The 19,375-nt window shown below is 73.9% G+C and carries 27 protein-coding genes and 1 other RNA gene; 13 read left to right on the top strand and 15 right to left on the bottom strand.

The window, feature by feature from the left end:
• From WCD74_RS28630 to WCD74_RS28645, 4 genes are all read left to right on the top strand, one after another.
• On the top strand, window positions 1-1,115 hold a 1,115-nt coding region (locus WCD74_RS28630; protein WP_337698332.1), incomplete at its 5' end, for a transposase.
• A gap of 185 nt (window positions 1,116-1,300) precedes the next feature.
• On the top strand, window positions 1,301-2,062 hold the full coding sequence (locus WCD74_RS28635) for a YebC/PmpR family DNA-binding transcriptional regulator (RefSeq protein WP_337698333.1): 762 nt from the start codon (window positions 1,301-1,303) through the stop codon (window positions 2,060-2,062).
• The gene (locus tag WCD74_RS28640) at window positions 2,059-2,559 is read left to right on the top strand and encodes a GNAT family N-acetyltransferase (protein ID WP_337698334.1); all 501 of its coding nucleotides are present in this window, start codon (window positions 2,059-2,061) and stop codon (window positions 2,557-2,559) included. The genes WCD74_RS28635 and WCD74_RS28640 overlap by 4 nt, the downstream gene beginning before the upstream one ends.
• 40 nt (window positions 2,560-2,599) lie before the next feature.
• Window positions 2,600-3,226, top strand: a complete 627-nt coding sequence (locus tag WCD74_RS28645; RefSeq protein ID WP_337698335.1) for a hypothetical protein — start codon at window positions 2,600-2,602, stop codon at window positions 3,224-3,226.
• On the opposite strand, the gene WCD74_RS28650 is transcribed toward WCD74_RS28645, so the two are convergent.
• The 3 genes from WCD74_RS28650 to WCD74_RS28660 form a co-directional block, all read right to left on the bottom strand.
• A complete protein-coding gene (locus WCD74_RS28650) occupies window positions 3,223-3,843 on the bottom strand; it encodes a recombinase family protein (RefSeq protein ID WP_337698336.1) in 621 nt (206 codons plus the stop codon). The genes WCD74_RS28645 and WCD74_RS28650 overlap by 4 nt on opposite strands.
• A gap of 572 nt (window positions 3,844-4,415) precedes the next feature.
• Window positions 4,416-4,988, bottom strand: a complete 573-nt coding sequence (locus WCD74_RS28655) for a GNAT family N-acetyltransferase (RefSeq protein WP_337698337.1) — start codon at window positions 4,986-4,988, stop codon at window positions 4,416-4,418.
• 55 nt (window positions 4,989-5,043) lie between these two features.
• Window positions 5,044-5,283 carry a hypothetical protein gene (locus WCD74_RS28660; RefSeq protein WP_337698338.1) on the bottom strand — a complete coding sequence of 80 codons (240 nt, stop codon included), beginning with the start codon at window positions 5,281-5,283 and terminating at the stop codon, window positions 5,044-5,046.
• 123 nt (window positions 5,284-5,406) lie between these two features.
• Between WCD74_RS28660 and WCD74_RS28665 the strand changes: the two genes are divergently transcribed.
• Window positions 5,407-5,727 carry a hypothetical protein gene (locus WCD74_RS28665; RefSeq protein ID WP_337698339.1) on the top strand — a complete coding sequence of 107 codons (321 nt, stop codon included), beginning with the start codon at window positions 5,407-5,409 and terminating at the stop codon, window positions 5,725-5,727.
• A gap of 25 nt (window positions 5,728-5,752) precedes the next feature.
• Window positions 5,753-6,085, top strand: coding sequence for a hypothetical protein (locus WCD74_RS28670; RefSeq protein ID WP_337698340.1), 333 nt, complete (start codon window positions 5,753-5,755; stop codon window positions 6,083-6,085).
• Window positions 6,086-6,093: 8 nt separating this feature from the next.
• Here the strand turns inward: WCD74_RS28670 and WCD74_RS28675 are convergent, their stop codons facing one another.
• Window positions 6,094-7,518 (bottom strand): MFS transporter, encoded by a 1,425-nt coding sequence (locus WCD74_RS28675; protein WP_337698341.1) that lies wholly within the window; start codon window positions 7,516-7,518, stop codon window positions 6,094-6,096.
• 316 nt (window positions 7,519-7,834) lie between these two features.
• Here WCD74_RS28675 and WCD74_RS28680 point away from each other — a divergent pair, with 316 nt between their 5' ends.
• Window positions 7,835-7,966, top strand: coding sequence for a hypothetical protein (locus tag WCD74_RS28680; RefSeq protein WP_337698342.1), 132 nt, complete (start codon window positions 7,835-7,837; stop codon window positions 7,964-7,966).
• A gap of 49 nt (window positions 7,967-8,015) precedes the next feature.
• Here WCD74_RS28680 and tenA read toward each other — a convergent pair whose 3' ends face one another.
• From tenA to WCD74_RS28705, 5 genes are read right to left on the bottom strand one after another with little or no spacing between them, the layout of a single operon-like run.
• A complete protein-coding gene (gene tenA, locus WCD74_RS28685) occupies window positions 8,016-8,666 on the bottom strand; it encodes a thiaminase II (RefSeq protein WP_337698343.1) in 651 nt (216 codons plus the stop codon).
• Between the two features lie 4 nt (window positions 8,667-8,670).
• Window positions 8,671-8,976, bottom strand: a complete 306-nt coding sequence (locus tag WCD74_RS28690; protein WP_337698344.1) for a YciI family protein — start codon at window positions 8,974-8,976, stop codon at window positions 8,671-8,673.
• On the bottom strand, window positions 8,973-9,464 hold the full coding sequence (locus tag WCD74_RS28695; protein ID WP_337698345.1) for an SRPBCC domain-containing protein: 492 nt from the start codon (window positions 9,462-9,464) through the stop codon (window positions 8,973-8,975). Before WCD74_RS28695 ends, WCD74_RS28690 begins: the two co-directional genes overlap by 4 nt.
• Complete coding sequence (locus WCD74_RS28700) at window positions 9,461-9,796, bottom strand: ArsR/SmtB family transcription factor (RefSeq protein ID WP_337698346.1); 336 nt, start codon at window positions 9,794-9,796, stop codon at window positions 9,461-9,463. The genes WCD74_RS28695 and WCD74_RS28700 overlap by 4 nt, the downstream gene beginning before the upstream one ends.
• Window positions 9,793-10,149 (bottom strand): VOC family protein, encoded by a 357-nt coding sequence (locus tag WCD74_RS28705; RefSeq protein ID WP_337698347.1) that lies wholly within the window; start codon window positions 10,147-10,149, stop codon window positions 9,793-9,795. Before WCD74_RS28705 ends, WCD74_RS28700 begins: the two co-directional genes overlap by 4 nt.
• A 92-nt stretch (window positions 10,150-10,241) precedes the next feature.
• Here WCD74_RS28705 and WCD74_RS28710 point away from each other — a divergent pair, with 92 nt between their 5' ends.
• Window positions 10,242-11,177 (top strand): cobalamin biosynthesis protein, encoded by a 936-nt coding sequence (locus WCD74_RS28710; RefSeq protein WP_337698348.1) that lies wholly within the window; start codon window positions 10,242-10,244, stop codon window positions 11,175-11,177.
• On the opposite strand, the gene WCD74_RS28715 is transcribed toward WCD74_RS28710, so the two are convergent.
• Genes WCD74_RS28715 through WCD74_RS28725 form a run of 3 tightly spaced genes read right to left on the bottom strand, consistent with a single transcriptional unit; the run spans window position 11,165 to window position 13,236 of the window.
• Window positions 11,165-11,965: an SURF1 family cytochrome oxidase biogenesis protein gene (locus WCD74_RS28715; RefSeq protein ID WP_337698349.1), complete on the bottom strand. Its 801-nt coding sequence runs from the start codon at window positions 11,963-11,965 to the stop codon at window positions 11,165-11,167. The two genes, WCD74_RS28710 and WCD74_RS28715, sit on opposite strands and share 13 nt — an antisense overlap.
• A 15-nt stretch (window positions 11,966-11,980) precedes the next feature.
• Window positions 11,981-12,772 carry a fructosamine kinase family protein gene (locus WCD74_RS28720; protein ID WP_373696149.1) on the bottom strand — a complete coding sequence of 264 codons (792 nt, stop codon included), beginning with the start codon at window positions 12,770-12,772 and terminating at the stop codon, window positions 11,981-11,983.
• Window positions 12,769-13,236: a low molecular weight protein-tyrosine-phosphatase gene (locus tag WCD74_RS28725; RefSeq protein ID WP_373696150.1), complete on the bottom strand. Its 468-nt coding sequence runs from the start codon at window positions 13,234-13,236 to the stop codon at window positions 12,769-12,771. Before WCD74_RS28725 ends, WCD74_RS28720 begins: the two co-directional genes overlap by 4 nt.
• A 38-nt stretch (window positions 13,237-13,274) precedes the next feature.
• Here WCD74_RS28725 and WCD74_RS28730 point away from each other — a divergent pair, with 38 nt between their 5' ends.
• From WCD74_RS28730 to WCD74_RS28745, 4 genes are read left to right on the top strand one after another with little or no spacing between them, the layout of a single operon-like run.
• Window positions 13,275-14,099, top strand: a complete 825-nt coding sequence (locus WCD74_RS28730) for a Nif3-like dinuclear metal center hexameric protein (RefSeq protein WP_337698351.1) — start codon at window positions 13,275-13,277, stop codon at window positions 14,097-14,099.
• Window positions 14,096-14,824, top strand: coding sequence for a zinc ribbon domain-containing protein (locus WCD74_RS28735; RefSeq protein ID WP_337698352.1), 729 nt, complete (start codon window positions 14,096-14,098; stop codon window positions 14,822-14,824). Before WCD74_RS28730 ends, WCD74_RS28735 begins: the two co-directional genes overlap by 4 nt.
• Window positions 14,824-15,480: a histidine phosphatase family protein gene (locus tag WCD74_RS28740; RefSeq protein WP_373696151.1), complete on the top strand. Its 657-nt coding sequence runs from the start codon at window positions 14,824-14,826 to the stop codon at window positions 15,478-15,480. The genes WCD74_RS28735 and WCD74_RS28740 overlap by 1 nt, the downstream gene beginning before the upstream one ends.
• Complete coding sequence (locus WCD74_RS28745; RefSeq protein WP_337698353.1) at window positions 15,477-16,310, top strand: SAM-dependent methyltransferase; 834 nt, start codon at window positions 15,477-15,479, stop codon at window positions 16,308-16,310. The genes WCD74_RS28740 and WCD74_RS28745 overlap by 4 nt, the downstream gene beginning before the upstream one ends.
• On the opposite strand, the gene WCD74_RS28750 is transcribed toward WCD74_RS28745, so the two are convergent.
• Together WCD74_RS28750 and WCD74_RS28755 are read right to left on the bottom strand one after the other, a co-directional pair.
• On the bottom strand, window positions 16,252-17,475 hold the full coding sequence (locus WCD74_RS28750; RefSeq protein WP_337698354.1) for an SLC13 family permease: 1,224 nt from the start codon (window positions 17,473-17,475) through the stop codon (window positions 16,252-16,254). The genes WCD74_RS28745 and WCD74_RS28750 overlap by 59 nt on opposite strands.
• Window positions 17,472-18,236, bottom strand: a complete 765-nt coding sequence (locus WCD74_RS28755; protein WP_337698355.1) for a sulfite exporter TauE/SafE family protein — start codon at window positions 18,234-18,236, stop codon at window positions 17,472-17,474. The genes WCD74_RS28750 and WCD74_RS28755 overlap by 4 nt, the downstream gene beginning before the upstream one ends.
• 135 nt (window positions 18,237-18,371) lie before the next feature.
• On the opposite strand from WCD74_RS28755, the gene rnpB reads away from it, so the two are divergent.
• An RNA gene (rnpB, locus tag WCD74_RS28760) (RNase P RNA component class A) lies at window positions 18,372-18,771 on the top strand.
• Between the two features lie 68 nt (window positions 18,772-18,839).
• Here rnpB and WCD74_RS28765 read toward each other — a convergent pair.
• Window positions 18,840-19,346, bottom strand: a complete 507-nt coding sequence (locus tag WCD74_RS28765; protein ID WP_337698356.1) for a hypothetical protein — start codon at window positions 19,344-19,346, stop codon at window positions 18,840-18,842.
• Window positions 19,347-19,375: the final 29 nt, after the last annotated feature.

The following is a 19,375-nucleotide window of genomic DNA, read 5'->3' on the forward strand; positions in this document are numbered from 1 at the left end:
CACAGTCCGCGGACTTGCGGAAGTACTACAACAAGCACGCCAAGACCGACCGGCTCGACTGCGAGCTGTTGGCTCGGATACCGCTGCTGCACCCCGACGGGTTGGTCGCGACCCCCGGACTGGGACCGGCTGAGGCGTTGCGCCGCGCGGTGGGACGCCGCGCCAGCCTGGTCGCGCGGCGCGCCGGCTCGCTGCAGCGTCTCGACGCGTTGCTCGAGCTGCTCGGACCCGCCTGGACCGCGGCTCTGGGCACCGACCCGGGTAAGGCGGCCTGCAGCGTGCTCGAGCGCTACAGCGATCCGCACGCCCTGCTGAGGCTGGGGCGGGCCCGGCTGACGCGGCTGCTGATCCGCACCAGCCGCGGGGCCTGGCGCGAGGACAAGGCCGATGCCCTGCTCGCCGCCGCCCGGGCGACGTTGTCGCTCTGGCCCGAGGGCGCGATCGACCTCGCCGAACTCGCCGAGGACATCGCCGCCGAGACCCGCCTGCTGCGCGGACTCGACAACGAGATCGACCAGGTCGACGACCGGATTGCCGCGGCCTACCAGGACGCTGATCCCACCGGGATCCTCGCCTCGGTCCCCGGACTCGGACCGGTCCTGGCCGCCGCGATCCTGGGCCGGCTCGGCGACCCCAACCGGTTCCGCGATCTGGCCGCGGTCCGCGCCTATACCGGCCTGATCCCCAAGATCAGCCAGTCCGGCACCTCCGAGACCCATCAGGGCCCCACCAAGGCTGGCGACCACGTCCTGCGCTGGTCGTTGTTCATCGCCGCCGACCACGCCCGCAAGACCGATCCCGGCCTCGCGGCCCGCTACCAACGGCTACGCGACCGCGGCAAACACCACAACAGCGCGCTCTGCACCCTGGCCGCGGTCCTGGTGACCCGCATCGCCGCATGCTGGCGCCGCGGCGAGCACTACCGCCTCCACGACCTCGACGGCCGCGAGATCACTGAATCCGAAGGCCGAGCGCTCGCCAGCACGATCAACACCGAAGCCACCCGCGCCCGCTCACAGACCACGACGGGGACGGGCCGGCGAAGCAAGGAGTCGCAAAGCGCTCCATCGACCGGCCCGTCAACGACGCACTCTACGACCCGCCCCGCGGCTTGACTTCCCTTAGGAACTCAGTCACGCCTCCGTCGTCACCGGGGGAGCCCCCGCCGGTAGACTCGACGGTCGAGGTAGGAGCGCGACGGGCCCCGGAGGGCCCTCGCCGCCCGTGCCGGCGCCGGCACCCCGCTCGCGGAGGTCGGGCGCTGCACGGCCACGCGCGGACGACGAAGGGCGGGAGAGCCATGAGCGGCCACTCCAAGTGGGCGACGACGAAGCACAAGAAGGCCGCCATCGACGCCAAGCGCGGCAAGATGTTCGCGAAGCTGATCAAGAACATCGAGGTCGCAGCGCGGACCGCCGGCGGCGACCCGTCGGCGAACCCCACCCTCTACGACGCCATCCAGAAGGCCAAGAAGACCTCCGTCCCGAACGACAACATCGACCGCGCCGTCAAGCGCGGCTCGGGCGCCGAGGCCGGCGGGGCCGACTACCAGGCGATCACCTACGAGGGCTACGCCCCGGGCGGGGTCGCGGTGCTCATCGAGTGCCTCACCGACAACAAGAACCGCGCCGCCGGCGAGGTGCGCACGGCTATGAACCGCAACGGCGGCGCCATGGCCGACCCGGGCTCGGTGGCCTACCTGTTCAACCGCAAGGGCGTCATCCTCGTCCCGAAGGAGCAGGCCTCCGGGGAGATCGGGGAGGACGACCTCCTGCTCGCCGTCCTCGAGGCGGGGGCCGAGGAGGTCAACGACTACGACGAGAACTTCGAGGTCGTCTGCGAGCCGACCGACCTCGTGGCCGTGCGCACGGCGCTCCAGAGCGCCGACATCGACTACGACTCGGCGGAGGCCTCCTTCGTCCCGTCGATGAACGTCGAGGTCGACGCCGACGGCGCCCGCAAGGTGCTGCGCATCATCGACGCCCTCGAGGACTCCGACGATGTGCAGAACGTCTACTCGAACTTCGACGCCTCCGACGAGGTCATGGCCGAGGTGGGATGACGGTCCTTCCCGACGGCCGGTCGGTGCCGGTCGTGATCGACCGGCTGCGGCCCGAGCACGTCGGCGAGGCGCTGACCGTGCAGTACGCGGCGTTCCTGTCCGAGGGCCGGCTGTACGGGACGTTCGAGATCCCGCCGCTGACCGAGACGGTCGACGAGCTGGCCGCGGACCTGGACCGGGCGGACACCCGCGGGTGGGCGGCCTTCGTCGGGCCCCGGCTGGCGGGGAGTGCCCGGCTGCGTGGCGTGGGTGGCGTGGGGCCCGTCGGTTTCGCCCGGTGTTCCGTGGCTCCCGACCTGCAGGGCCGCGGGATCGGCACCGCGCTGCTCGTCGCGGCGCACGCCGACCTCGCCCCCGGTACCGAGTCGGCGCTGGTGACCGGCGAGCGCAGCGTCGGCAACCTGGATCTCTACCGCCGGCACGGGTACGTCGAGGCGGGGCGCGAGGTCGACTCCGAGGGGGTGTCCGTCGTGCGGATGCGCCGGGTCGCGCCCTGAGGACCGTCACCCCCGGGTGGTCGCGGCCGTTGCGGATGGCGTGACGTCCTCCGGAGGGCCCGGCCGGGGTCGTGCGACGCCCTGGTACTGCATCCACGAGTCCGGGGGCGCCGCGGCCTCGACCCTGGCGGCCGCGGGACTCGTCGCGGCCGCCGCCACGCTGGCGTTCCTCGGCCTGGTGTTCGCGGGGGAGTGGGCGCTCGGCGCGGTGGCGTTCGGGGTCGCGCTGGTCGCGGGCGGGAACGCGTGGGCAGCGGCTCGCAACATCTCGTGGTTCGACCGCGGACGGCCGGCGCCGCCGGCGCCCGCCCCGGCGGCGCCCCGTCCGCCCGTCCAGCCCGTGCCGCCGGTGTCCGTGGCCCGTCCGCAGGGACCCCTCCCGCCGGGATGGACGCGACCGGGGCCGCCTCCGCCGCCGGTCGCCCGGCCCGCCACGGCCACACCGCAGCCGACGCCCCGACCGGCCACGCCGCAGCCGACGCCCCGCCCGGCCACTCCGCAGCCAGTCGCGCCGGAGGCGTGCGATCAGCACGACGCGCCCACGGTCGTCGACCAGGGGGCGGACGAGCGCCCGAGTCCCCGGGAGGCCGCCCGGTCGGCGCGGGTCCGCGTCCGCGGCGGGGCGACCGCGAAGGGCCGGCGCGTCGCGGGGTCGCGGCAGAGTTAGTTGTCGAGGCCCGAGCGGCCCTCGTCGTGCGGCTCGGGCGGGACGATCTGCCGTCCGCCGAGCTCGGGCACGTGCTTGTAGAGCGTCGAGCGGCTGACCCCGAGGAGCCGGGCGATCGATGCGACCGAGTTCTCCGGGCGGGCGAGCATGGCCCGGGCCTGGGACACCTGCTCCGGGCTCAGGGCCGGCGGGCGCCCGAGCCGCTGGCCGCGGGCGCGCGCGGCGGCCAGGCCGTCCCGCGTGCCCTCGACGAGCAGCTCGCGCAGGAACTCCGACAGCGCGGCGAAGACGTGGAAGACCAGGCGGCCCCCGGGCGTCGTGGTGTCCAGGCCCTCGTGCAGCGACCGGAACCCCACGCCGCGGCTGCGCAGCTCTCCCACCAGCGCCACCAGCTGCGGCAGGGAGCGGGTCAGCCGGTCGAGGCGCACGACGACGAGGACGTCGCCGGGCGACAGCGCGGCCAGGCACGCGTCGAACTCCGGCCGTGCCGCGCCGCCCTTGCCCGACGACTGGTCCACGAACACCCGCGTGCACCCGGCGTCGAGCAGCGCGGCCCGCTGCTCCTCGGGGTTCCCGGCCTCGCTCGGTGCGCCGGCCGACCCCCGTCCGTATCCCACGACCTCCCCGGACATCTCGTCCGGCTCGGCCGCGAGGAGATCGCGACTCTGAACACCTTCCACGGGGCGAAAGGTTACGAGAAACGGTCGGGTGGTGCTCTTTCGCCCCTCGCCGGATGAATTCGCCACGGGGTTCTCGTCGATGTCCGGAGGTATTACCTCGGGTCAGCAGCCGGGCCCGCTGGGCTGATCGGAGGCGTTTCTCTCACTCAGTGAGTCTCGGGCGGTGCCGGCTTCACGCCGTTGATTGCTGAATCAATGCGAACCGATTTCGCCCGATCGGGGGTACGTGCCGCAGTCGCCTGCACGGGGCGTCAGAGCCGCCGCCGAGGTGGGGGCGCGCATCGCGTCGTCGCAGGTGCGGCGACGCTCGGAGGCCGGTGGTCCGGCCGGGAGCCCGTGGCGGCGGGCGCCCGGCCGGACCGCGGACGCCGGGGAGGTGACACGGCGTCCGGTGAGGGAACGGAGATCGCGGATGTTCGTGACGCGAGCGGCGGCACATTCCCGGAACGGGCGGGAGAACGCGCGGGAATCTGTCCGTGCGGCGAACACTTCATTCGCGGAACGTGCATTCAGTCCCGATGCAGGTCCTTCTGCATGATCACCGTGTCCACCCACTGGCCCTGCTTGTACCCGACCGCGGGCATGCGGCCGACGACCTCGAACCCGAGCCGGCGGTGCAGCACGATGGACGGCGTGTCGTGGCGGGCGTCGGGCAGGGTCGCGATCACCGCCACGACCTGCCGGATGTCCGTGTGCCCGAGGTCCTCGACGAGGGTGGTCAGCAGGCGCCCTCCGAGCCCTGCGCCCGTCGCCTCCGGCGCGATGTAGACCGAGTCCTCGACGGTGTAGCGGTAGGCCGCGTGCGGCCGGAAGCGCGCGCACATCGCGAAGCCCGCGACCCGGAGTCCGTGCCGGGGGGCGTTCGGGTGCCCCGCGGGGAGGTCCGCGACGAGGAACGGCACCTTCTGCTCGTGCGCGGCGGCGATCCGCTCGCGCCAGGTCCGCTCGGACGGCGGGTCCTCGACGAACGTCGCGATCGAGGCGAGCACGTACCCGCCGAAGACGTCCGCGATGCGCGCGGCGTCGTCGTCCTCGGCCGGGCGCACGGTGATCTCCGGGCGGGGCCCGGCGGCGGCGGTCATGGACGGATCCTCCCGCGCGGGCGGCTCCGCGCGCCACGGCCGGGCCCGGATGCGGTCACTCGATGCGGACGAGCTGGAACTCCCACTCCTCGGCCTCGTTGAGCGCGGTCCGCTCGTAGATCGCGTGGCTCTGCCCGCCGACCATGCGCGACATCGTCTCGCGCACGCCGCGCTCGTCAGACGGCAGCGGGATGCGCTGGACCAGCGGGGGCTCGGCCGGCCCGCCGTCCGGCACCGATATGGCTCCGACACCCTGCAACGGCCCGTTGACGTACCGGACGGCGACTTCCCTCATGCACCCCTCCTGCGTGATCGCTGGAGGGTCACCCTACGGCCGCACCCCGCGCGCGTCACCACCGCCGAATCCGACCCGAACAGAGCAGCGCGCGCCGTCCGTGCGCCACCTAGCGTGGTCAGAGTGCGTTCGGCCGTCCTGCTGCTCACCGGATTCGGCGTGCTCGTCGCCGGGATCGCCGTCGTCGCGACCGGGTGGGGCGGGCCGCTCCTCGGCGGCGGCCTGATCGTGGTCGGGCTGGCGCTCAAGGTCGTCGGGTTCCTGCTCGGCGACTCGACGTCCGCCGAGCCGGGGCGGGGCCCGCAGACGCTCGCGGGACGCAGCGTCGAGCGGCCCCGGGCCGGGATCCCGGTGGGGCGGACGAACCTGCGCCGCGGCGTGGTCTCCCCGCTGCGCAGCGCGCGGCCCACCCCCTCGTCGTCGCGACACCGTCGGGCGTCGTGACGGCCCGCGTGCGAAGCTGCGCGCCGTGACGACCTGGGAGTACGCGACCCTGGACATCTCTGCCGTCCAGCTGGCCAAGGCCGACCTGGACCCGTCGTCGTCGAACCACGAGACCGCCGAGTGGCAGGCGTACGCCGTGGGCCCGAAGGACGAGCTGATCTTCGAGGAGTACCGGCCCTACAGCGTGCCCTGGGCCCGCCTGTTCGCCGAGCACCTCAACCGCCTCGGGCGGGACGGGTGGGAGCTCGTGCAGTTCGGCGGGCCGCAGCACGCCCTGTACCCGACGGGGTACGTGCACTCCTCCGGCACGTACACCACCGTCGTCGAGAGCCGGTTCGTGCTGCGGCGCCCCGCCTGACGTTCCGCTCAGTCGCGACGGACGCCCGCGGCCTCGAGCTCGCGGGCCTCCTCCGGCGTCGAGACCGCCGGGTTGGAGCCCAGCAGCGGCCTCCCCGCCGGGTCCTTGAGCTTGACCAGCACCACCAGCCCGACGACCCCGGCGAAGACCAGGTAGGCCGCCGGCCAGTAGCCCCACCCGGTGCCGAGCACCAGCGCCGTCATGATCAGTGACGTCGTCCCGGCGAAGGCCGAGACGAAGATGTTGAACGAGATCGACAGGCCGCCGTAGCGGACCTCGGTCGGGAACTGCGCGGGCAGCGTCGACGGGCACGTGGACGCGAACAGCACCAGCAGCAGGCCCATGACGCCGAGGCCGACGCCCACGAGCACGACCGACCCGAGCTGCAGGATGTAGAGCATCGGGAAGGCGAGGACGATCGTCCCGACCGACCCGGCCAGCAGCAGCGGCTTGCGCCCGACGCGGTCGGAGAGCATCCCGAGGGCCGGGATGACGAAGACCCCGACCCAGAGGATGACGATCTGGATGACCTGCGAGGTCGTCGTGTCGATCGCCTGCCCGCCCACCGCGCTGACGTTGTCCTCGAGGTAGGTCGGCATGTAGCTGGTCAGCATGTAGTTGAGGATGTTCCACGCGACGACGAGCCCGCCGGCGGTGAGCATCGCGGGCCAGTAGGTGACGAAGAGCTTCTTGATGCCCTCGCCCGCCTGGTTGCCCTCGCGCTCCTCGGACTCCGAGAGCAGCGTCTGGAAGGCGGGGGTCTCCTCGAGCTTCACCCGCAGGTACACCCCGACGATGCCCAGCGGCAGCGCGATGAAGAACGGGATGCGCCAGGCCCAGGTGGCCGCGAATTCCGGCGTCGAGATCAGCGGGATGACGGTCGCGACCGTTGCGCCGAGCGCGTAGCCGATGAACGTCCCGCACTCCAGGAAACTGCCGAAGAAACCGCGTCGGCGGTCCGGGGAGTATTCCGCGATGAAGGTCATCGCCCCCGCGTACTCACCGCCGGTGGAGAAGCCCTGCACCACGCGGCAGAGCACCAGCAGGATCGGCGCCCAGATGCCGATCGCGGAGTACGGCGGGATGAAGCCGAGCAGGAAGGTCCCGATCGCCATCATGATGACGGTGATCGAGAGGACCTTGGTGCGCCCGATCCGGTCGCCGAGCGGACCGAAGAACAGGCCTCCCAGTGGTCGGACCAGGAACGACACCGCGAACCCCGCGAACACCCCGATCTGCGCGAGCGTCGGGTTGTCGGGCGGGAAGAAGTTCGACTCGATCGTCGTCGCCAGGTAGGCGTATACCCCGAAGTCGAACCACTCGGTGATGTTGCCGACCGCGGCCGCCCCGACCGCCCGCTTCATCGTCGCGTCGTCGGTGACCGTGATGTTGGCCGGCGTCCCGCCGGCTCCTGCCTCCGCCGTGTCCGTCACGTGCTGTCCTCCCCGCCTCGCGAACGTCGTCGCGCTACTGGTTCGAACCATTAACCATGCGGCACTCCGAGGAAACCCGCAGAGTTGTTATCGGGTATTTGTCCGATTCGCCTGATTAGCGCGCGAAACTGTTGGTCGAACCGTGACATGGCACACGGCTTTCCGAGGTCCGAGCATGGAACACCCCCCGAGATCGAGACGTCATACACGGTGGATGCAGCCAGCATCCGACGCTCGCAAGCGCCGGCTCCCGGCCGGGTCAACCGGACCCGATCACCGGGCGCGGCGCGTGCACGTGGTGAGGAGGAGCCACCTGATGGCTGCTGTGTTCGTGGCGATGGTCGTCGTTGCCGGTGCGGGATTCGGAGTGGCCTCGAGCCTCGCCGCCTACGCGCACCGCAACTGGCGTGAGGTCCGGCCGGCCCCCGCGGTCGTCGCCGAGGCCTGATCGACGTTCGTGACGGCGGGTCCCCTGCGGGGGCCCGCCGTCGTCGTGTTCAGACCGGCCAGGTCTCCCGGCGCCAGGCCGCGTCCCAGAACATCCACTCGTAGCGCGACGTGGTGCGGTAGTGACCCGCGACGCGCGACCGCTCGGCCGGCCCGAGGTCGGCGGCGATCCGGTCGACGACACCCAGCGCGGCGTCGACCACGGCCTGGAAGTCGTCGCCCCCGTACATGCCGATCCACCGCGCGTAGAGCGGGTCCGGGGAGGACTCCGCGAGCAGCGCCTCGCCCACTCGCGCGTAGATCCAGTAGCACGGCAGTACCGCACCCAGTCCCTCCGCGAAGGACCCGCCGTGCACCGTCGCGAGCAGGTAGCTCGTGTACGCCAGGGTGGTCGGGGCCGGGTCGGCGTCGCGGTCGATCGCGAGCGCCGCGGAGAGCTCGGCGTGCATCTCCTGCTCGGCCGCGATCGCTCCCGCCGCGTGCTGGGCGAACAGCGTGGTGTCGTCCTCGGTCGGGGCCTTCGCGGCCAGGACGGCGAGGGCCCGCGCGTAGCCACGCAGGTAGTGGCTGTCCTGCGTGACGAAGTGCCCGAACGCCGCGTGCGGCAGCGTCCCGTCGGTCAGGCCGGTGAGGAAGGGGTGGGCGCGGACCGCCGCGTAGACGTCGGCCGCGCCGTCCCAGAGCTCGTCGCTGAACGTCACGTCCTCAGCGTGGCACGGCCGCCCGGAACGTCGGGTCGATCATGGGGTGCATCTCCCCGTGACAGACGCCGTGCGCCACGGCCGGGTCCGCGTCGCGGATCCGCGCCGCCTCGTCGTCGGACCCGGTCTCGACGACCGCCAGGCCCCAGAAGCCGGCGGGGTCGGCGACCGGGCCGAACAGGACGGCCGTGCCGCGCTCGACGAGGCCGTACCAGTAGGTCGCGTGCTCGCCCATGACGGCGGCCTCGCGCTCGTCCATGTCCTGGGCGAAGCTCGGGCGCGGCGCGATGAGGCGATAGGCGTGGATCATCGGACCTCCCTCTCGGCGGCGGCGGTCAGTCGCTCGAGGATCGTCGTCCAGCCGCGGGTGAACCCGCCGCCGGTGTAGCCGCCGGGCGTCGCGCAGTCGCGGGCCAGCTGCTCGTCGGAGAGCGCCTCCCAGCCGCGGTGCTCGACGGTCACCCGGGTGAGCGCGGGGGCGAGGGCGACGAAGGTCAGCTCGACCTCGGTGGGGGCAGGGGTCGGGCTCCAGGTCATGACGAGCCGGCGCGGGGGCTCCCAGGCGACCAGGCGTCCCCACTCGACCACCGTCCCGTCGTCCCAGGTCTCGTAGACCCGCCCGTCGACGTGCGGCTCGACCGTGACGTCGTCGACCCGCTCCTTCCCCGCGGAGTACGGCCGCAGCGGCCACCAGCGGCCGAGGGTGTCGACGAAGACGGTGAAGGTGTGGTCGGCGCTGCTGCGCACGAGGGTCGAGCGGCGGATCGGCGGGCGCCGCAGCGGCAGGATCTCGGTCACGCGGTCTCCTCGTGGTGCGCGGTGGTGTCCGCCTCGACGAGACGGCGGGCGGTGTCGAGCGCGGAGTCCCAGAGGTCGTCGAGCAGCTCCCGCAGCTGGGCGAGGCCCTCCGGCCGCGCCCGGTAGAGCCGGCGGGTGGCCTCCCGACGCTCGTGCAGGAGCCCGGCCTCCTTGAGGACGGTGAGGTGCTGGCTCACCGCGGTGCGGGAGACCTCGAAGGCGGCGGCGATCTCACCGGCCGCGAGCTCGTCGTGGGCCACGAGCTGCAGGATCGCCCGGCGGCGCGGCTCGGCGAGGGCGCGGAGCGCGGCATCGGCGGGGTCGGGGGTCACGACCAGAGTCCTACCGGGTTGCCGTCCGGGTCCGCGAGCACCGCGATGCGCCCGACGTCGCCGGGGAGGTCCATCGGGTCGGCGATCCGGGCCCCGCCGAGCTCGGTGGCACGGGTGAGGGCGGCGTCCAGGTCGTCGACCCGGACGTAGAACTTCACCCCGGTGTCGCCAGGACCCTGCGAGGGGCCGATGCCGCCGCCGATCGCGTCGTCGCCGGCCCCCGTGTCGACCATGGCGTAGCCCTCCATCGAGGGGTCCTCCTCGACCTTCCAGTCGAACAGCTCGCCGTAGAAGCGCTGTGCCCGCCGGGGGTCGTCGCTGACGACCTCGAAGTACGCGACCGGACGTCCCATGATGCTCTCCTCGTTCGTGTGTCGGTAGTCGCTGACGTTAGCGCGTGCGAACGTCAGTGTCTACTGACAGATGGGTCTGCGATCATGGCGGGATGCGTGCACGGGCCGTCGGGCTGCTCCTGGGCGTCGCCGCGGACGCGGCGTTCGGGGACCCGCGGCGGGGCCATCCGGTGGCGTTCTTCGGCGCGGCGGCCGCACGCCTGGAGCGGGCGTGGTGGGCGGACTCGCGGGCGCGGGGCACGGCCTACTGCGCGGTCCTGGTGGGCGGGGTCGTCGTCGGCGGGGCGGTGGTGGAGCGCGCGGCCCCGGGGCGCGTGCTGATCACGGCGCTCGCCACGTGGGCGGTGCTGGGCGGCCGGTCGCTCGCGGGGGAAGGGTCGGCACTGGCGGCGGAGCTGTCCGACGACGACCTGGCGGCCGCGCGGCGCCGGCTGCCGTCGTTGTGCGGGCGCGACCCGTCGTCGCTCGACGCGGACGGCCTGTCCCGCGCGGCCTTGGAGTCGGTCGCGGAGAACACCTCGGACGCGGTCGTCGCGCCGCTGGTGTGGGGTGCCGTGGCGGGCGTGCCCGGCCTGCTCGGGTATCGCGCGGCGAACACGCTCGACGCGATGGTCGGGCACCTCTCGGAGCGGTACCGGTCGTTCGGCTGGGCGAGCGCCCGCCTCGACGACGTGCTCAACGGCGTCCCGGCCCGGCTCGCGGCCTTCCTGACGGCGGGGGTGGCCCCGCTGGTGGGCGGCCGTCCGTCGCAGGCCCTCGCCGCGTGGCGCGCGGACGCCCACCGGCACCCGAGCCCGAACGCGGGACCGGTCGAGGCGGCGTTCGCCGGGGCCCTGGGGCGCCGGCTCGGCGGGCGGACGGTCTATCCGTACGGCGTGCAGGAGCGCCCGACCCTGGGCTCCGGCCCGCCGCCGGGCGTCGCGGACCTCGCCCGGGCCGTGCGGCTCTCGCGGGCGGTGACGGTGGCGGCAGCTCTCGTCGCGGCCGGTGTGGCGGCCGTGGTCCCGCCGAGCGGTCAGCGGCCGTAGCGGTCGGCGAGCACGTCGGCCGTCGTCCGCGGGGCGGCCTCGTCGGCGGCGCCGGCGGACTGCTCCGCCTCGTCCCGGCGGGTGCGGTACTCCAGGCGCACGAAGTAGGCCCAGCCGCCGATCGCCATGACGCCGAAGATCAACCACTGCCAGGCGTAGGAGTACGACGGGTTCGGGTCGGGCGGGGGGAGCGGGACCGCGGTGAGCGTGCCGGGCTGGTCGGGCAGGAGCTGCAGGTAGCCGGGGCTGAACGACCGCCCCGTCGAGGGGCCGATCTGCGCGGCGTCGATCGCGTAGAACTGCCGGTACCCGGACTGGTCGACGGGCGCGCGGTCGGTCGGCGTCTCGTCGGGGCGCTGGTAGGCCACGAGCGTCACCGTGCCGCCGGGCGCCGGGGGGATCGGCGGCAGGACGGTGCCCGCGGGCCGGACGTAGCCGCGGTTGACCAGCAGGGTCTCGCCGCCCGTCGTCCGGAACGGGGTCAGGACCTCGCTCGCCGCGCTCCCGTCCACCGACCGGAGCCGGGCGAGGACCTCGCCGGGCTCGTAGGTCCCGGTGACGACCACCTGCCGCCACGCGACGGTGTCCGTCGGCTCCGTCCCCGGCGGCACCAGCTCGCCGCGCGGGACGGGGGCGGTGGCCACGGCGCGCGTGAGGGCGGCGTTGTTGCCGTCGCGCTCCTCGCTGCGGTGGAACTGCCACGGCGCGAGCAGGTAGTAGCACCCGAAGGCGAACCCGGCGACCGCGAGCGTCAGGGCGATCCACCCGGGCCGGAGGAGGAAGCGCACGCCTCCAGTATGGCCTCAGCGCACGGCGGCCACGGCCGCGTCGCCGTACCCGCCGCCGAACAGCGTCGCGTGCACGAGCAGCGGGAAGAGCTGGTGCAGCCCGACACGGTCGCGCCACCCGTCGGCGAGCGGTGCGGCCTCGTCGTAGGCGGCGAGGACCGTCTCCAGGTGCGGCAGTCCGAACAGGGCGAGCATGGCCAGGTCGGTCTCGCGGTGCCCGCCGTGGGCCGCGGGGTCGATCACCCACGCGCCGTCGGGCGACCACAGGACGTTGCCGCTCCACAGGTCGCCGTGCAGGCGCGCCGGCGGCTCGTCGGGCCCGGGGTCGAACGACGCGCTCTCGATCCGCGCGACGTCGTCCTGCGAGAGCGCTCCCCGGTCCACCGCGGAGCGCAGGTACGGCTGCACGCGGTCGGCGAGGTACCAGTCGAGCCAGGAACCGTCGTGCGGGTCGTTGCGCATCGGGGCGTCGCCGATCCACGCGTCGGCCGGTCCGTCGGGCGGTGGGGACCCGAACGCCGGTGCCCCGGCCGCGTGCAGCGCCGCGAGCGACCGGCCGAACTCCTCCGCGGCCTCGTGCGACGCCGAGCCGGAGGGCACCGCCGCCGTCACGAGCGTCGTGTCGTCGGCGCCGAGCACCTCGGGCACCCGCACGGCCCGGGCGGCGGCCAGCCAGCGCAGCCCGGCCGCCTCGGCGGCGACGTCGCCGCGCTTGACCACGACCTCCCGCCCGTCGTCGAGCGTGCAGCGGTCCACCGGACCCAGCGAGCGGGTCGACACGACCGTGCGACCCAGCAGCCGGGTCACACCCGCTCCTCGGCCCACGCCACGACCCCGGGCGCCGCCGCCTCGATCATCGCCAGCACCTCGTCGAAGCCCTCGTCGCCGCCGTAGTACGGGTCGGGGACCTCGGCGCCCTCGGGGGCGGACGGGTCGAACGAGCGGAGCAGCCGGACGGTCTCCGGCGCCGCCCCGGCCGCCAGCAGGTCGCGGGCGTGGTCCACGGTGGCGGCCAGGAGCAGGTCGGCGTCGGTGTCGGACACCTGCCGCGCGACGTGGTCCGTGGGGTAGCCGTGCTGCTCGAGGATCGCGGCCGCCCGCGGGTCCATCGGCTCGCCCGCGTGCCACGGTCCGATCCCGACGCTGGTCACCTCGACGCGGTCGGCCAGACCGGCCTCGGCGAGGGCGCTGCGCAGCACCTTCTCGGCCATCGGGGAGCGGCAGATGTTGCCCGAGCAGACGGTGACGATCGAGAGCACGGGACCGATCATCCCGACCCCCGCCCACGTGCACCACAATGGCGCCTGCCATGGGACACCTGATCGCCGACGCCGTCGCCGCCCTCGAGGCCGCCTACCCGCCCGGCCTCGCCCAGGACTGGGACGCCGTCGGCCTGGTCTGCGGCGACCCGGCCGAGCCGGTCGACCGGGTGCACCTCGCGGTCGACCCGACGGCGGGCGTGGTCGAGGAGGCGATCGCCGCCGGGGCCCAGCTGCTGGTCACCCACCATCCGCTGCTGCTGCGCGGGGTCCACGGCGTGCCCGCCGACCAGCCCAAGGGCTCCGTGGTCCACCGCCTCATCCGGGCCGGCGTCGGGCTGCTCGCCGCGCACACCAACGCCGACGCGGCGTGGCCGGGCGTGTCCGACGCGCTGGCCGACGCGCTCGGGGTCGCCGTCGAGGAGGCGCTGGACCCGGCGTCGGGCATCGGCCGCATCGGGCGGCTCCCGCGCCCCGAGCGCTTCGACGCGTTCGTCGCGCGGGTCGAGGCGGCCCTCCCGACGACCGCGTGGGGCGTCCGCGGCGCGGGCGACCCGGCCCGGACGATCGAGCGGGTCGCGGTGTCCGGCGGCGCGGGCGACTCGATGCTGCACCTGGCCCGCGCGTCCGGCGTCGACGCCTACGTCACCGCCGACCTGCGCCACCACCCCGCCGACGAGCACCTGCAGCGCGGCGGCGCCCCGGCTCTGGTCGACGTCGCCCATTGGGCGTCCGAGCATCCGTGGTGCGCCCAGGCGGCGGACGTCGTGCGCCGGGCCCTGCCCGGGACGACGGTCACCGTGTCGACCCTGCGCACCGATCCGTGGACCCTCGGCGCCCGTGCCGTCCCCGCCGTCGCGAAGGAGATCCCGTGAAGGCCGATCCCGCCGCCCAGCGCCGCCTGCTCGACCTGGCCGGCGTCGACGCCGAGCTGGCCCGGGCCGAGCACCGGCGCCGCACGATGCCCGAGCAGGCCGCGGTGGAGGAGGCCGAGCGGGCGCTGCGGGCGGCGCAGGACGCCGTCGTCGTCGCGCAGACCGCCCTGTCCGACCTGGATCGGGACGTCGCGAAGCTGGACCGCGAGGTCGAGCAGGTCCGCACGCGCGAGACCCGGGACCGGCAGCTGCTGGAGAACGGGTCGGTGTCGGCCAAGCAGGCCTCGGACCTGCAGCACGAGCTGTCGTCCCTGGACCGCCGCCGCGCGGTGCTCGAGGAGGAGCAGCTCGAGGTGATGGAGCGCCAGGAGGCGGCGGGGGAGCACCTCAAGCACGAGACCGCGGTGCACGCCGAGGCGCAGACCGCCCTGGAGGACGCGGTCGAGCGGCGGGACGGCGTGCTCGGCGACATCGGGACCACCGAGGTGCGCCGGGGCGAGGAGCGGACGCTGCTGATCAAGGAGCTCCCGGGGGACCTCGTCGAGCTCTACGACAAGCTCCGCGCCCGCTCGGGCACCGGCGCCGGCGAGCTGACCGGGAACCGATGCGGGGCCTGCCGGCTCGAGATGGACCGCAGCGAGCTCCGGACGATCCAGGGTTCGGACCCGGACGAGGTCGTGCGCTGCGAGAACTGCGGGGCGATCGTCGTGCGGACGGGGAAGTAGTGGCGAACGCCGCCGGTGCGTGGACCGGACGCGGCGCGGCCGTCCCGACGCGGGTCGTCCTGCTGCGCCACGGGCAGTCGCCGCTGTCGGTCGAGCGCCGCTACTCCGGGCGGGGCAACCCGGAGCTGACGGAGCTGGGGCAGGCCCAGGCGAGCGCCGCGGCGGCGGCCGTCGCTGCCCGCTACCCGGAGGCGGCCGCGGTCGTCAGCTCGCCGCTCTCCCGCGCCGTCGCGACGGCGGGTGCGGTCGGCTCCGCGCTCGGGCTGCCGGTCGTCCTCGACGAGGGGTTCATCGAGACCGACTTCGGCGGCTGGGAGGGCCTGACCTTCCGCGAGGCCGCGGAGCGCGACCCGGAGGTGCACCGGACATGGCTCGGCGACCCGTCGGTCGCGCCGCCGGAGGGGGAGTCGTTCGCGGACGTCGAGGTCCGGGTGTCGGCGGCGCTGGACGCGCTGCTGGCGCGCCACGCCGGCACGACGGTGGTGCTGGTCAGCCACGTGACGCCGATCAAGACCGTGCTCAAGCTGGCGCTCGACGCCGGCCCCTCGCTGCTGTTCCGGCTGCACCTGGACCTGGCGTGCCTGTCGGTCGTCGACTTCTGGTCCGACGGCGGGGCGAGCGTGCGGCTGGTCAACGAGACGTCGTACCTGCCGTGACCGGGTCCGCCGTCCCCGAGGACGTCGACCTCGAGCGCGCCAACGTCGCGCGGATGTACGACTACTGGCTCGGCGGTGCCTGCAACTTCGCCGTCGACCGCGAGCACGCCGACCGGATCGAGGCGTCCAACCACACCGCCCGGCACGCCGCACGGTCCAACCGGACGTTCCTGCGCCGCGTGGTGCGGTCCTGTCTGGCGCGCGGGATCGACCAGTTCCTGGACCTGGGTTCCGGGGTGCCGACCGTCGGCAACGTCCACGAGATCGCCCCGGACGCGCGGGTGGCCTACGTCGACCACGAGGCGGTGGCGGTCGCCCACTCCCGGGAGATCCTCGCCGGGATCGACCGGGCGTCGGTGACGCAGGCCGACCTGGCCGACGCCGAGGCGGTGCTGACGGCGCCCGGGGTGGCGGACCTGCTGGACTTCTCCCGGCCCGTCGCGGTGCTCGCGATCGCGGTGCTGCACTACGTGCCGGGCGACCTCACCGCGCTGCTCGCGCCCTACCGGGCACGGCTGGTGCCGGGCGGGGTCCTGGCGATCAGCCACGTCAGCGACGAGCAGGACGACCCCGACCTGGCCGACCGCATCCGGGCCGCCGCCGAGGTGTTCCGCGGCAGTGCGAACCCGGTGACGCTGCGCTCGCGCGCCGAGCTGGCGGCACCCTTCGAGGGGCTCGCGATCGACGCCCCGGGGACGGTGGACGTCACCGACTGGCCCGACGCCCGACCCGACGTCGTGCCGGTCGGGATGTACGCGGTGTGCGCCGCGCTCACCACGGCGTCGCCCACAGCACCACCGTCGACGCCACCAGCGCCACCGGCGTCGTGACGAGGCCGGCGACCGTGAACCGCGACAGGGACGGCGGGACGCCCTCCGCGAGCATCACCCGACGCCACAGGAGGGTCGCGAGCGAGCCGACGTAGGTCAGGTTGGGCCCGACCCCCACCCCGATCAGCATCGCCAGCACGACGACGGGGGCGGGCGCGGGACCCAGCGCGGCGAGCAGGAGCAGCGTCGCGGGCAGGTTGTTGACGACGTTGGCCAGCACGGCGGCGATCGCGGCCACGGCGAGCAGCCCGCCGAGGCCCGTGCCGAGCCCGGCGACGAGCGACCCGAGCAGCCCGCCGAGCCCGTTCGCGCCGACGGCGGCCACCACGATGCCCAGCGCGAGCACGAACAGGCAGAACAGCGGGGACGCGGCGCCGACCAGGCGGGGGAGCGTGGTGCGGCGCGCGGTCACCGACCGCACGCCCAGCACGACGACCCCACCGACCGCGACCCACACCGGCTCCACCCCGAGCGGCGACGCCACGCCGAAGCCGACGAGCGTCAGGGCGAGCACGACGAGGGCGAACGCCGGGACCGGCGCGCGCGGCCCGTCGTCGTCGGGAAGGGGCTCGGCCGGAGAGTCCAGCTCGCGCCGGAACACCCAGCGCAGGCCCACGTACTCGACCGCCAGCACCGCGAGCCACGGCAGCGCCATCAGCGCAGCGAAGCGGAGGAACGACAGGTCGGTGGCGTCGACGGCGAGCAGGTTGGTCAGGTTCGACACCGGGAGCAGCAGCGACGCGGAGTTCGCCAGGTGCGCGCAGGCGTAGGCGGCGGGGGCGGCGGCGACGCGGAGGCGCTTCGCGGCGCGGACGACGACGGGCGTGAGCAGGACGACGGTCGCGTCGAGGGAGAGCACGGCCGTCGTCACCGCCGCGATCACGAACACGCGACCGAACAGCCCCTCGCGACGCAGCAACGAGCCGGCCCAGGTGAACACGCCCTCGGCGTCGGCGAGGTGCGCGAGGACGAGGACGGCGGCGAGGAACCCGACGGTCGGGCCGAGCTCGACGATCTCCTCCCACGCGCCGCCGGGCGGGAGCAGGCCGACCACGACGACGACGGCGGCCGCCGGCACGGCTGCGGTCGCCTCGGGCAGACCCCGCGGCCGGGCGACCGCGACGACCAGGACCGCGATCAGCAGGCCGACCGCGAGGGCCGTCATCCCTCGAGGAACAGGTAGATCGCGACCGCGACGCCGAGCACCACGACGCACCACCGCAGCACGGCGTCCGGCATCTTCTGCGCGACCGCCATGCCGAGGTACCCGCCGACCAGCGTGGAGGGCGCGAGCAGCAGGACGGCGAACCAGTCGACCGGGGCGAAGATCGCGAAGATGACCACGGTGACGGTCGCGACGACGAGGCTGAGCAGCACCTTCACCGCGTTCAGCCGCTTGACGGTGTCGGCGCAGAGCAGCGAGAGCACCGCGATCAGCACGACCCCGAGCGCGCCGCCGAAGTACCCTCCGTAGACCGCCGCGAGGAAGGTGACGACGGCGAGGCCGACCGGCCGGTCCCGCTCGGCGCCCTCGCGCGCGGTCCAGCGCTTGATCCACGGCTGCGCGCCGAGGGTGAGACTGGCCAGCAGGACCAGCACGGGCACGACCGCGTCGAACACCGACTGCGGCAGCACCAGCAGCAGCCCGCACCCGACGGCCGAGCCGAGCGCGGCGGGGATCGTCGTGATGGCGATGCGCCGGCCCTGGCGGTCGGCGAGGTCCTTGCGGGCGCTGAGGGTGGACCCGGCGTAGCCCGGCCACTGCGCGACCGAGTTGGTGACGTTCGCCGGCAGCGGCGGGAGCCCGGTCGCCAGCAGCACCGGGAACACGATGAGGCTGCCCCCGCCCGCGATCGCGTTGACCGCGCCGGCGAGCAGCCCGAGCACGATCAGCAGCACGATCTGCAGGACGCTCGGGTCGGTCACGGGCGGGACGGTAGCCGGGCGTGAGGTGGTCGGCGCAGTGGCCGAGGTGCCAGCAATGGTCCGTTGCTGACGTCAGGTGTGCGAACGGCGCCACTCACGCCCGAGCGGGCTCCCGGTAGACTCCTCGGCGGCGGACGAGCCGGCCGGGCGGCCGCGTCGGGGTCCACGAGACCCCGTCGAGGAAAGTCCGGACTCCACAGGGCAGGGTGGTTGCCAACAGCAACCCGGGGTGACCCGCGGGACAGTGCCACAGAGAACAGACCGCCGCCGGGCGACCGGTGGTGAGGGTGAAACGGTGGTGTAAGAGACCACCAGCGTCCTGGGTGACCAGGACGGCTCGGTAAACCCCACCCGGAGCAAGGTCAAGAAGGCACCGGAGACGGTGCTGCGCAGGTCGTCCGAGGGCTGCCCGCCCGAGACCTGCGGGTAGACCGCTGGAGCCCGTCGGCGACGACGGGCCGAGATGGATGGTCGCCGCCCACGGACCCGTGAGGGATCGTGGGCACAGGATCCGGCTTACAGGCCGACTCGTCCGCCGCCAACGCTTTAACCTGCGATTACGTCGGTGAGGCCTCTCCTCGGGGCACACCGGGGGCACAGCACCTATGGGTTGTGGGCCTTGTCCCATGCCCAGAGAGCGCGATCCAGGGTCCGGAGTTCCGAGCCGCAGCGCTTCGCCAGCGAGCGGCAGGTCTCTACGTACTCGGCGTACGGAGGCCACATCGCGCCCCACTCACCGTGCTCGCGGAGAGTCCGTACAGCGCGGTAGTCGATGACGGTGAACCTGTCGGGGCGGGCGATCGTGAGGAAGGCGCTCGCGACCGGCACTCCGACGCCATGGAGCACACAGAGAACGCGGTGAGCAAGCGGCTCGGGGCCGGAGAGCGCCATCCTCGTGACCGCCTCGATGTCTCCCGGTTCGTTCTTGCGCAGCGACGTGATCGTCCGGCTGGACTTCCACCGGATGACGTCCTCGGCCTCCGAGGCGGTGAAGTGCCCGCGCTCGTGGACCGCGGGCTGGACCACACCCAGCACGTGGTCGTCCGCAGCCGGTGGGTAGGACTTGCTCCACTCCGCGACGAACTCGGCGTCGATCCTGCGCTCCGTCATCTCCACACCCCCGCTGTCGGATTGTTGGG

This window comes from Actinomycetospora aurantiaca (assembly GCF_037401875.1).
GTDB lineage: Bacteria > Actinomycetota > Actinomycetes > Mycobacteriales > Pseudonocardiaceae > Actinomycetospora > Actinomycetospora aurantiaca.